Source organism: Novipirellula rosea (assembly GCF_039541335.1).
Lineage (GTDB): Bacteria > Planctomycetota > Planctomycetia > Pirellulales > Pirellulaceae > Novipirellula > Novipirellula rosea.
In genome coordinates this window covers 381,582-394,154 of the sequence record NZ_BAABGA010000120.1, presented here as the reverse complement: position 1 = coordinate 394,154, position 12,573 = coordinate 381,582, and the positions used below count along the sequence as shown (strand labels likewise).

General features: G+C 55.3%; 8 protein-coding genes. 5 read left to right on the top strand and 3 right to left on the bottom strand.

The window, feature by feature from the left end; all coding sequences use genetic code 11:
• Nucleotides 1-3 precede the first annotated feature (3 nt).
• The 3 genes from pgsC to ABD971_RS33700 all read left to right on the top strand — a co-directional run bounded on the left by pgsC (nucleotide 4) and on the right by ABD971_RS33700 (nucleotide 2,323).
• Nucleotides 4-486 carry a poly-gamma-glutamate biosynthesis protein PgsC gene (gene pgsC / locus ABD971_RS33710; RefSeq protein ID WP_339936368.1) on the top strand — a complete coding sequence of 161 codons (483 nt, stop codon included), beginning with the start codon at nucleotides 4-6 and terminating at the stop codon, nucleotides 484-486.
• On the top strand, nucleotides 483-1,628 hold the full coding sequence (pgsW, locus tag ABD971_RS33705) for a poly-gamma-glutamate system protein (protein ID WP_345328063.1): 1,146 nt from the start codon (nucleotides 483-485) through the stop codon (nucleotides 1,626-1,628). Before pgsC ends, pgsW begins: the two co-directional genes overlap by 4 nt.
• Nucleotides 1,629-1,768: 140 nt before the next feature.
• Nucleotides 1,769-2,323 (top strand): hypothetical protein, encoded by a 555-nt coding sequence (locus ABD971_RS33700; RefSeq protein ID WP_345328061.1) that lies wholly within the window; start codon nucleotides 1,769-1,771, stop codon nucleotides 2,321-2,323.
• A 125-nt stretch (nucleotides 2,324-2,448) separates the two neighbouring features.
• Here ABD971_RS33700 and ABD971_RS33695 read toward each other — a convergent pair whose 3' ends face one another.
• The 3 genes from ABD971_RS33695 to ABD971_RS33685 form a co-directional block, all read right to left on the bottom strand.
• Nucleotides 2,449-3,921: a DUF7133 domain-containing protein gene (locus tag ABD971_RS33695; RefSeq protein ID WP_345328059.1), complete on the bottom strand. Its 1,473-nt coding sequence runs from the start codon at nucleotides 3,919-3,921 to the stop codon at nucleotides 2,449-2,451.
• A gap of 96 nt (nucleotides 3,922-4,017) precedes the next feature.
• Nucleotides 4,018-7,614, bottom strand: coding sequence for a 3-keto-alpha-glucoside-1,2-lyase-like domain-containing protein (locus tag ABD971_RS33690; RefSeq protein WP_345328057.1), 3,597 nt, complete (start codon nucleotides 7,612-7,614; stop codon nucleotides 4,018-4,020).
• Nucleotides 7,615-8,122: 508 nt separating this feature from the next.
• Nucleotides 8,123-9,451: a tetratricopeptide repeat protein gene (locus ABD971_RS33685; protein ID WP_345328055.1), complete on the bottom strand. Its 1,329-nt coding sequence runs from the start codon at nucleotides 9,449-9,451 to the stop codon at nucleotides 8,123-8,125.
• A 388-nt stretch (nucleotides 9,452-9,839) separates the two neighbouring features.
• On the opposite strand from ABD971_RS33685, the gene ABD971_RS33680 reads away from it, so the two are divergent.
• Both ABD971_RS33680 and ABD971_RS33675 read left to right on the top strand, forming a co-directional pair.
• Nucleotides 9,840-11,558, top strand: a complete 1,719-nt coding sequence (locus ABD971_RS33680; protein WP_345328053.1) for a ferredoxin — start codon at nucleotides 9,840-9,842, stop codon at nucleotides 11,556-11,558.
• Between the two features lie 298 nt (nucleotides 11,559-11,856).
• Nucleotides 11,857-12,510, top strand: a complete 654-nt coding sequence (locus ABD971_RS33675; protein ID WP_345328051.1) for an RNA-binding protein — start codon at nucleotides 11,857-11,859, stop codon at nucleotides 12,508-12,510.
• Nucleotides 12,511-12,573: the final 63 nt, after the last annotated feature.

Sequence of the window (12,573 nt, the reverse complement as noted above, 5' to 3'; positions counted from 1 at the left end):
ACTATGGACACTTTAACTGTATCAATTGGCATCGGCTTGGCCGTCAGCCTGCTGTTCTCGGAAACCTTTGGTCTCGCCGCGGGCGGGATGGTGGTGCCCGGTTACATCGCCTTGTCACTGGACCGTCCGGTAACGGTGGTCGCCACATTTTTTGCCGCGATCGTCACGTATTTTATCGTGTACTCGCTGTCGAACATGATCGTCATTTACGGAAAACGGCGTACCGTCTTGATGGTGCTTGTCGGTTTTCTTGTCGGCATCCTAATGGAGTCAATCTCGCCGTTTTCTGCGGTCCCCGTCGATTCGTTCGATGCGGATGTGTTGGCCGAATCGAACGACTATGAAGTGATTGGTTACATCATCCCTGGATTGATCGCGATTTGGATCGACCGTCAAGGGATGCTCGAAACGCTTGGAATTCTATTGACCGCTGCGACCGTGGTTCGCTTGGTACTGATGCTGATCGGATTGGAGTTCGTACTATGAAACGTCTGTATTGGCGACCACGCCAAGTCTCGCAATCGATCATCGTTTTCATGGCGGCATTTTCGCTGCTGGGACTGGCAACGGTCGAGTACTTCCGTGTCGAAGCACCTCAGGAAGACCTTGACCTGAAGATGCAAGCGGCGGAATTGTCCAAGGAAATGATGGAGGCAATTCGCAACGAAAAACTTCATCTTGGTATGCGGATCAATACCGCGATCGACCCCGGTTCCACCGGCATGATTGGCGAATTGATGACTCCCTTGACCACCCTGAGTGGTCGATTGGGCGCCAAGCAAACCTCGACGAATCCCAACCTTGCCGCTGTCGTAATCGACATGCTGATCAAAGCCGGTGTCGGCAAAGGCGACCTAGTCGCGGTCGGCTATTCAGGGTCGTTTCCCGGAATGAACGTCAGTGTCTTGGCGGCGCTGAAAACCATCGGCGCTCGACCGGTCATTTTGGCAAGTGCCGGTTCGTCTCAATGGGGAGCCAACAGTCCGAAATTCTTGTGGATCGACATGGAGACGATGCTCTATGAAGAGCAGTACATCCCCTTTCGGTCGGTTGCAAGTTCGATCGGCGGTTACGAGGATTTAGGGATCGGACTTGGCGACGAAGCACGCAAAATGATCCGCAAATCGATTTCGGATAATGACCTGAAGCGACTCGAGGCAGAGGATTTTGCCAGCGCGATCGACGAACGGATGAACGTCTATCGCAAACAAGCCGGTTCGCAAGAATACAAAGCCTACATCAACGTCGGCGGCGGTGCGGTCTCGGTAGGCAAGACGATCGGCAAACGAGCTTACAAGCCTGGACTCAATCGCACGGCTTCGCGAGCAACGATGCAGATCGACTCGATCATGACTCGCTTTATGCGAAAAGATATCCCGGTTATCCACCTCGTCGAGATGGATCAAATTGCCATGATGTACGGAATGCCGCTAAAGCCACAGCAGCAACCTGCGGTGGGCGAAGGGGGCGTGTTCAAACAAACGCGTCGCAGTCGACTGCTGATTCTCGCGGTGTTGTTAGCAATCCTCGGTTCGCTCCGAATCTTCGTGTTGACCGACTTTGGACATCGCTTCATGAAAGGCCGTGGATCACGCAAAATTTCAGGCCAACCTGAACCGATGGTGTAACCGCGAAATACGGCAACCTTAGCAGTGATCGCGGCTAAGGTTGCCGCCGCGTTTCCAACGGCGGCCTGGGATGCAGTACAATCACCCGCAAGTAAAAGGCGGGAATCTGATTGGCTTTATCAAATCCCAGGAGCGGTGTGATGTCTGCGCGCGGTAGTTTAGTAAGTAGCCCGAATAAATGCCCTGAATTGATTAGCGAATCGAAACGCTACATCCCGCTGCTCTGGCTCGGGATGTTGTCGCACCGCGATCTCGAGAAAAGTGAGGGTGGAGCGTTCGAAGTCAATCGCCTGAACGCGATTTTGCGGACCGAACACAGTCTGCCGTTCCTCCGCGAACTCTTTGCCGACCTGCCAATCGATAGTGCTGCCGGTTCGCTTCTCAATCGGCTACGAAAAATTCGCTGCGATACGATCGGCATCGACATCGGTGATTTGATCGAATCCGAGCCACCCAATCCGGGTTTGCGTGATGCCCTGGATGCGATTGCGACGCGGAACGAAAGCTATTCACTATCGGTCCCCGCTCGCACCGTGGAAAACCCGGCCAACGGCGACCTGATCAACGTCAAACCACTGCAGATCACCTCCACCAAAGAGATGTTGTTGCGAGTCTGCTGGCTGACCTCACGCCAACTCGAAGACTTCGATGAAGCGGAACTCGAGGAAATCGTCAGCGGACATCTTTGGAAATAGAGGCCCAAATCAATCGACACGCAGTGTCCTGTCTCACGTGATGCGTTGGAAGTGCAATTCGCGTGCAGAGGTAGAGCGTGCTCTGTGTGGTCGACGGGAGGTGGCTTTTGTCCGGTGATTGCCGCCTATTTAAAACGGTTCAGCGTGTAGTACGCTTCCTTGTGCAACAGCGGCAATCCGGACTTGCTGCGGACACCGTCGGCGTGCAGTTCATGCACATGCCCGAGTTGCAATCCGTCCACAACAATCCGGACGCTCTTGCCATCGTCCGAAACGCTAGCCGATTGGATCGTTGGCGTTGTGTGGTCGACTTCGGGGCTGCCGTACTGTTCACGGTACTCGTACGTGTAGGTCGTCATTTTGTAGCTTTCCAAATTGCTGGCCGAATCAGCATCCACGGGTTCCGTGAAGGTCAATTCAAAACCGTCGGACGTCAGCCGCATGTGCTGGATTTCGAATGGCGTTTTGCCAGTCCAATCGAGTCGCTCGACCGCAAATGGCCGCCGCCCCACCGACCCCCAACCGCGATTCGTGCCGCCAACAAAAATGGATCCTCTTGGCGACATCTCGACGCCGACATTGCCCGATGCAAATCCGCGGCGGAACGGAAACGCCGCTCCTTGATAAAGCCCATCGACCTTTTCCAGATCCACTCGCATCAGCGTGCTGTGCGATTGATCAGCGACGAATAATTGCCCTGCAAACGGACCAAATTTTCCGTCGCTGGTGTCGCAAGCGATGCCCGATGCACTTTTGCCCATTTTGTCATAAGGAAACAAAATCGCGGGTGGCACGAGTTCAGGGATTTTTTTTGCTTCCACGTGTAATCGACTGCCATCCTCGGGCATTGTCGGTGGTTTGCCCATCACGTCTTCGCACAATTCAAACCATGCCCAACCGCCGGGATGCCCCATAAAACCGCCAGGACGCAGCCATTTCAATCCGCACGTTCCATTCCACGGCCCCTGGTTGTCAGTATAGAAAATGTCGCCCTCAAGGTTCGCTCCCATACCGCCTGGCGACCGCACACCACTGCAGAACGGAATCGTTTCTCCTTCGGGCGTGATCTTCATCGCCCAGCCGCGATAAGGCACTTTGCTGCTGAACGAGCCGGTCAAACAGAGCGTGACAATCAGGTTTCCATCCTGATCGAACTTGGACCCAAAGGCGTATTCGTGGTAATCACTCGAGATCCCCCAGCCATCGGCGTAGGTTTCGAAAACATCAGCCGCTCCGTCGCCATCGGTGTCTTTCATCCGAGTGACTTCGGGACGCTGGACCGCATACAGCCAACCGTCACGCGACGCCAGACTCAGAGGTTCGTGCAGTCCACGAGCGTACAACTTGAATTGTGATGCCGAGATGTCTTTAGCAAACGGATCGCTGATCGCAAAGATATCGCCGCGACGTGAGCACACAGCCAATCGTCCATCCTCGAGCAACTGAAAGCCACAGGCTTCGATCGTTTCATCCAGCGGCGCCTCGAAGGTCGTGATCGCGTAGTAATCCGATTCTTTCGGCAAATCCTCGGCGGCGACAAACGGGGTGACGCACAACAGGAAGAGCGACGAAGCGGCGAGGCGTTGAAACTGATTCATCGGTAGTGCTGCGAAACTGAGTGGAAGGTTAATTTGAGACGAGCGCCGCGTTAAAGACGCCTAAAAATGCCAAAAGCAAAACATCGGCGTCGGCATCTACCAACGAATGGTTTGCGTGAACGAGACGGACTCGCCGGGCGGAACGACGGCTCGCAGTTCGGCCGCGTCCCCCTCGCCTACCTGCTGTACCGACACGCCCTCGATCGTCATGCGGACTCCGTTGGCAAGCGTGACGGTTCCGTCTTCGCTGGACTTGATTGCACCGTTTGAAAAACGCGATACGAGCGTCCCCGATGCATCGGACGTTCTTGTCACCGTAAAATGCCGCTCTAACGACTTGATACCGTCGACGTTTCTCGCCACCGGCTTGTCTTCGATCGCGTAACCGTTGACGAGGTACCGGAATGTTGGCAACCCGCTCGCATCAAGCGTGTAGCCCATGAATTTGTAGCCAAGTTCACGTGCGGATTCACTCGGCCATGCGGCATCACTCGACGGCAGGATCGCAAAGGGAACCGCCGAGTCAATCAGCACGACGGCATCGCCCATCGGTTGTTGGCGTCCTTGGCCGCGAGCGATCCAGTGCATCGAAGCGTCAATGAAACTGTTCTTCCAAAGCTTGGCCAACGACATCTGCTCGGCGTCCCAGATCAGATTCACGTCCCCTGGATACGCCACACCGATGCCACGGGCGCTGACGTCGGTAAAGAAGTTGCGATAAATCAACGGCTTCGCATTTGCCGCCAACAGGATGGCCCCCTGAGTCAAACCCTCGGGCTCTTTGGCTTTATCGCCTTTGAGCAAATACTTCCAGATCGCGTCGATCTGCTTATCGGGGTTGCCACCATAGAGGTCCGCCAGCGGCGATTCGCCATCCACAAAACTCTTGGGCATCCGCGTCCCAGGCCGATACAACGGTGGGTCGAGCAAGTAGCGATGGAACCACTCTGGACGTAAACGCGTGGTCATCTTCAGCATGTCAATCGCTCCGATGCCGCCACCCTTGGCGCCGTTGTAACTGTGGCATTTGATGCACGCCAACCCGCGATTGCCAACACACTGTCGCCCTCCGGCGATTTGAGCTTCGGTAGCTGGCTCGGTCGCAATCGGAGCGTCATCGCCTTTGCGGTCGAGTTTGTTGACCGATTCGTGCATCGCTTTCAAATGTTCATAGCGAAACGCTGGCATCCGCGTCAGCATGTAGGGGCGCTCGTTTGCCCCGTTCTGCAGAATCGTTTTCATGTAGGCATCGGTCAACTTGTCGCCCACTCCATCCAACGGTGGCGGCATTTGGCCCTCGAGCCCCATTTCCGGTGTGGTGCTGATGAACGAGGCTTCGCGGATCGGTTCGGGACCGCCAACGGTGCCACGTTTGTGACATGCGTAACAATTCATCGCGGTCATGGTCACGTGCACCCGGGTAGCATCGTCAACATCAGGCACGCCGGATTGTTTTCGCTGTTGGATTGCGGCGCTGATCGCGGCACGCTGAGTGTTGTTCAACTCGAAATCAACGACGCCCTGTGGAGTGGCCGAAACATCGTCGGCCAAACAGCCTCGGGTCAAATCGAGTTGCTTTAGCGGTTTTGCGACCAGCGTTGCGGCCGTGCCTTTGAATTGATGACAGTTTGCACATCCCACCGATTGGAAAATCTGTTGGCCGGTTTGGGCAAGCGAAGGATCCGGCACATATTTGCTGGGCAGAAAGTCCAGTGCCACGGGGTTTTCCGGGTCAATGATCACCGATTCCACCGGCGTCCATCCGAATTCTTTGTCTTCGAATTCAAGGCTGACTTCCGCACCGCCTCCCTTTTGCAAAAACTTTAGCGTCAGCTTGTGCTGGCCTTCGCTTAGCTTGATCGAACCGGTGGCCGTGGTCGGCGGGTGAACGCCATCGTTTTCCGTCACTTCGGTTCCATCGACGAACACGCGGCTGCCATCATCGCTTTTGACTCGGAACGCATATTCGCCCTCTTTGCGAATCAACAGCGTTGCATCAAAGATTACGGCGTATTGGACCTTCGGCTTGATGTCGCTGATCTTCAACCCGACCACTTCATCGGTCGATTCGGGTTGCAGCTTGCTAAAGTCGGGTAGTCGATCCCAGTCGCCGCGGTAAATCCGACGCTTAAATTTGCCGAGCCCCGATTGAACGACCACATCGCCGAGCAAGTAGGCTGCTATCGCCGTCGTTTCCGTTGGCGAGCCGACGAAGCCAGGCATCCGAACGCCCGGACGTGTGACATGTGGCTCGCTGAGGAAATCCGTCAGCGAGCTGAGGGTGTATTTCTTTTCGATGCCAGCGAGCGGTACCGACGTGCTCGTCATCGCCGCCTTGCTGGACTTAGGATCGGCCGCATGACAGGCAACACAGCCCACGGTTTGATAGAGTTTACGTCCGGTCTTGATCAAATCTTTCGGGGCAGCCCGGTCCTGCAGCGTCCCAGAGCCTTTGCTGACCAGAAAACTGGTGATCGCTTGAGCTTTCTCGCGGCGATTCTCGGGGCTGAGATCCCCCCACGGATCGGGCATCGTCGTGCCGGGTTTGATTTGATGGGGATTGGCGATCATGTCGACCATCGCATCGACTCGCACACGTCCGGCGACTGCAGAAAGATCAGGCCCGCGTTTGATCGACAAATCAGCAAAGGTGTCCGCAGCATGGCAGGCGTCGCACGCCAACGCATTGATCAGTAACTCACCTGCGACCGCATCAGGCTCACTACTGCTGGCGTAAAGCCGTTCGAATCCTGCGACGATCGGTCGGCGAGCTTCACGCTCGGTATCGACCGGAACGATCCAAATATTGCGGTAGCGAACGGGATTGCCGTGGTTTTGCAAATGGATCGGCCCCGGTACGGCCGATTCCTTCAGCGGAGCTCCACGTGTAGGACCGGAAATCGAGACGTTGTTTTGCACAATCACGCCATTCAGACGCACGGTCATCTTGGCATCGGATGTCTTCTTGCCTTGGGCGTTAAAACGAGCGGCAGTAAAATCGACATCGTAGGTTTGCCACGACAACGGCGGAAAGCACATGTTGATCGAAGGAGCGCTGACCGTATAAATGCCGCCCGCCTCGTTGTCTTTTCCCTCAAGCCCGAATGAATCAAGCACTTGCGTCTCGTAGCGGCCTTGATGATAGACACCGCTGTTGCCACGAGCTTGGCCAGTCGCCTTGGGCATGAACGGCGTTTTAAATTCCAGATGCAATCGATAATCACCGAACGTCTGTTTGGTCGTCGTGCCTTCGCCAAGCAAATCGGACGCGATCAGTTTTCCATCACGCCAATGCTTGTCGATCGATGCTTTGGTGCCGTCAAACAACACCGTGGCACCACGCGGCGGTTTCGCCCCAAGCGTCTGGCTTTTTCGCTCGACTTTCTCCAACTCCATCGCCTCGACCAGATCGGCCACCACATCGGCGTCGCCTTCGAGTCGTCGCGGCGGCGCGGGTTTCGCTCCGGCACCGGGCAATCCGCCTTCGTAGACAACCAAGTCGAATTCGCCATCGCCGCGGGCGATGACTTGCATTCCCTGAGTCTCACCGGCGTATTCACCCTGGATCAAAAAGTCGGGATTGGCTTTCGCCGATTCCACACTGTCAAAGACTTGGGCAAACGCAGAGGATGCGAACAGTGAAAAAATCGATGCGGTCCATACCGCGTGTCGCAATCGAGATAACAAGATCACTGTAAGTAACCAATCTTGAGATTAGGAAGGAAGTTGCGCGAGGGGCGTCAGGGCCCGATGCCAGCGTGATCGCTCGATCGGACCAAGAGAGAGAATAGAATAGTCGATGCGCCGTCCCGAGGAAACGGTCGGCCACCGATCTGCCCCAGTCTGGGCAGCCACCCGCATTTCAGCTGGATTTTTTGAAGCCCGCCAACGCAGTCAAAACCAGCGACGGTCGCACCCGCCGGGTGTTGTTTTAGCGGTGCGGCGCAAGCCGCCCGGTTGCAGCGAGTAAAACGTTCGAATTTTACCGGGCGGCTTGCGCCGCTCCGCTATAAAAACCACCTGTTTAGTACCAAAGTAGATGGCATTGGCCGCGTGTCGCAAGCGATACTGAAAATCGACGGCAACGCCCCCCCTTGGTGAGAGAGCGGTTTTCAGTGCCGATCACATTGAAGCTACGAGTAGGCAACAAGACGGATTGCTACGTGACAGAGGCTACGTGACAGAGGCTACGAAGCAGAGGTTACGAGGCAGACTTGGCCTTCGCTGTGGCCACATCGTCTTGCTTGGGCCCGTTTTCGGATGCCACATCCGCATCGTCGGGGTTAGCGGTAAACGGCTTTTTGTCCTGGTACCGCTGCAAGATTTTCTTGGCGAACTCTTGATACGATTCAGGAGCGTTTTCGACGACTTTTTCCTGCCATCCGATCGCTTCTTCAAATTTGCCGTCCGCTGCAAACGCGGCCGCCAGCGCGGACAAATCGCCGAGATTGCTGTAGTCGCTGACCTCACACGCTGCCTTGGCCGATTCGATCGCCTTTGCCGGATCACGTAACAAATCCTCTTTGGCGGTCGCCAGCAACCAAGCTCGGTTTTGGAGAGCCAAACCGTACTGAGGCGCCAATTCGATGGCTTTGTCATAGTCGGCCAGCGCGTCGGCAGCGTTTCCGAGCTGGAATTGGTTGTAGCCACGGTTATTGAACGCCACCGCCGACTCTGGGTTCAACTCGATGACTTGCGAGAAATCCTTTACCGCAGCCTTGTGGTTGCCCTGTTGAAAATAGATATATCCTCGCCCCGAGATCGCATCGATGTCATTTTCGTTGCCTTTCAGGATCGCATTGAAGTCTTCGATGGCCCGATCGAGCTTACCGTCCGCTTTCAGCGCGATCGCTCGCTGACGCAGCAGCGAGGCATTGCCCGGTTTTTGCTTTAGCGCGGCGGTGTAGTCGCCGATCGCTTTTTCGACCTCACCTTGCGCCATGTAGACGGCCGCGCGATTGATCAGCGGTGCGATTGATTCAGGATCAAGCTCAAGAGCTTTGTTGTAATCCGCGATCGCGTTGTCAAAATTACCGATCGACGCGTGGAACAGCCCGCGGCTCGAATAGGCATGCGGTTCTTCGTAGCCAAGTTTGATTGCTTGATCGAAGTCCTCGACCGCTTTTTCGGATTTCCCGAGCGCCCACCATGCGGAAGCACGGAGCGTCAAAAAGCGTCCTTCGTCAGGATTCCGCTCGATCAAATCGCTGTAAATATCGGTCGATTCGGCGAGCCGGACCGCATTGACTTTGTCGACGGCGCCGCGGGATCCATCGTGAGTCAGGATCACATAGTCGTCTTCACGCTCTTCGATGACGGTCAGCAAATCGCCTTTTTCGATCACATCGGTGACCTTCTCGCCATCGGTCAATTTCATCTCGACTCGAGCGACCACGGGTTCTTGAGGCGGTGCCGCCAAGGTCGTCAGCGCCGGCAGGGTGACGCCGGCAATCATCAAACAACCGGATGCAAAAGAGTGCCCGAAGCGACGGAGAGGGATCGTTTTGAGAGTCAGTTTGTACGTCTTCACGAACGGCATTCCTGCAGAAGAAGATGTTGAAAAAAGGGAGCTTCGTCACGGAATCCCGGCGATATGCCAGGACTCATCCGATTGAAACTAGTTCAGCATCAGAGGGATGCGGTTGTTTGTTTGTCCGATTCCTAAGCTTTACTCAAAAAATAATCAGAAACATCTGATGTAGCGTTCTTAGCGAATATGCCGGTGATTTGACGCATCAAGGAGGAATCCATGGCTGCTGTGAAAGCGATTCTCGACTTTTTTGCGGGTCAAGGATTGCAACTCGTTGCTCCGCATTTAGTCTCGTCTGTGTCGCTCGGGGGATCGGCAACCGGCTAGGCCACTGGTCATGGCCTAACGATACGTACATTTACCTTTATGTTTTTGGAGCGTGACAACTGTGAAGTGGTTTGCAAATTTATCAGCCATCTGTTTGGCGTTGGTCGTATCCAGCGTCTCTCAAGCTGGCCACTGCCTCTCCTGTGGCGGATGCAGTGATCCTTGTGCTAGCGGTGCCGTTTCGACGGGCGCTGGCTGTAGCAGCGCCGCCGGTTGCGGTGCTGCAATCAGTTCAGGTGCCGGATGTGCAACTGAACTTGGCTCTGCGAGTGGCCCCGCAAACTCCCTCGGCGGAGAAATGCTGTGCCAACCCGTAACCAACTATCGTGTGGTTTTGGAACCGAAATACGTCACCGAAACACGTATCGTTTGTGTTACCGAAAATCGTGAAGAAGTGCGTCAACGTACAAAAACCGTCTACAAAACCGTTCCCGTGACCGAAGAGCGTTATCGCACCAAGGTCGTCAACACGCCTGTGACCGAAACCAAAACGGTCGAATACAGCGTGCTGGTTCCTGAGAAATCCGAGAAGACGGTCGAAGTCACCGAATCGGTCCCCGTTTGGGTCGAAGTCCCCGAAGAGTACACCGTGCGAGTTCCCCAACTCGTCGAAGTCCCAGAGGAATACACCGTCAAGGTTCCTCAGTTGAAGGACGAGACTTTCACCTACACCGTTAGCGTTCCCCAAGTTGTCACCGAACAACGCATGCACACCGTCGTGAACGCGGTTCCCGTGTCGAAAACACGCACCATCGAAGTTTGCGTGCCTACGACCACCATGAAAACCGTCACCAAAGACTACGGTCATTGGGAAGAACAAGTGGTTGCTGCGACATCGGCCCCCGCCGGGTACAGCAGCGGAAACGGATGTGGCAATGGCATGATGGGCGGCTGTGGTTCAGCGGTCGGTCACCGTCACGGATGTGGCCTGCTACGCGGACATTGCAAACGATCCTGTGGTCGCTGTGCATCCAGCTGTGGCTCAGCTTGTGGCAGTCCATGTGGCAGCTCGGCTTGTGGCAGCTGCGGATCCAACGGTGGTGGCAACGGCGCTTCGATCGCCGGTGTCAGCCAATCCGCTGTGGGTGCCTGTGGCACGACCACCAAGCGAGTTTGGGTTCCTAACGTTGTGACCGAACAAGTGGCTGTCTCTGGCACCACCACTCGTTCGCAAGAAGTCAGCTACACCGTTTACGAACAACAAAGCGAGCAAGTTCCTTACGAATGCACCAAAGTGGTCTATCAGCCTGAAACACGCACAGGCACCAAAAAGTCGGTCGTTTACGTTGACGAAACACGCACCCGCATGCGTAAAGTCGTCAAATACAGCGACGAAACTCGCACTCGTGTGCGTAAGCAACTCGAGTACACTACGGTGACCAAGACCGAAACGATTCCTCACGTTTCGTATCACACCGAAAAACGCACCAAGGAAGTGAACTACACCTACAACGTTCCTGAGCACGTTGTCGAGCCGTACACCGTGACTCGCTACGACCGCGTTGCGGAAGAGCAAGTCGAAGAGTACACCGTGTGCGTTCCTGTGGTTGTGAACAAAGAGCAAAAAGTTCAAGTTTGCAAGATGGTTCCACGCTTGGTCGAAGAGACCATCAACCTGTGCTGTGACGCGGATGCGGGATCGGCTGCTTCTGCCGTCGGCAGTGGCTGTGGTTGCTCGGCACCCGCAGCCGCAGGCTGTGACTCGTGCGGTTCGGCTGCTGCCGCTCCGGCATGCAGCTCTTGTGGTTCGGCCGCATCTTCGTGTGCTTGTGGCAGCTAGTCTGCGAAACGATTTGCAGGCGAGTTGACACGTGCAATTCGCCGAAATTCAAACGAAACCGCCCGTCCGCATGTAATTTGCGACGGGCGGTTTTTTGATGCAAACTCGCATTTTGCCGGTTGTTCCGGTTTCGCAAGCAACAGATCGATGGGTTGGAGAAAGATGGGCAATTGAAATTAGACTTCGATGGGTTGGCAACTAAGTTCAATGTAACAGGCGGGGGGGACAGTCGCCCACATGCATTCCACCTTTCCCAATACAACGTTTCACCTACTTCCATTTTGGAGTTTCTCAGAAGATGTCATATCCTTTTTCGCTCAAGAATCTAGTTGCTTGTTTTGCGGTTGCAGTGATCTCGTCGTCGGCTCTCGGGCTGAATGGGTTCGCCGATGACGAAGCCAAAGCAGTTCCGGCCAAGAAAGCCGACGTGGTTGCCAAGGCGACACCGGTTGCCAAGGCAGTGGTCACCAGCAGCAAAGTGCGACCGCTGAGCGTCAGCGTTGACTTGATTAGCAAGACAGTGATCAAGGGCACCTTGACCGACACCACTCAGCTGGACATGCAAACCTCGTTCGGCGTTGCCAACATCCCGCTTTCAGAAGTCGCAGGAATCAAGTTTGCCTCGGCCGACGATGCGTCGACCACCGTCGTCATGCTCAACGGTGACTCGATCACCGGTGCAACCGACGTCAAACTCGTTACGGTTGAAACCGAATGGGGCATCGCCACCATCAACGGCAGCAGCATCGCATCGATTTTGTTCGTCCCCGGCGTGGACTGGAACCCACAAGCCGGTTTGAACGGCAAACGATGGAACTTGGCTAATGAGCCCAAAGAACCCGTAGCTGCAAAAGCACCTGCCCAAGCCCCTGCGGCGGCCCCCACCCAAAATCGTCAAATCGTTTATCCCAACGGTTCGACCGCTCCGAACCAATACTATCGTGGCCGATAGTCAGAGTCTTTAAGCGAATAACGACTTCAGGCTGGCGTTTCTGTCAAAGGAAACGCCAGCCTT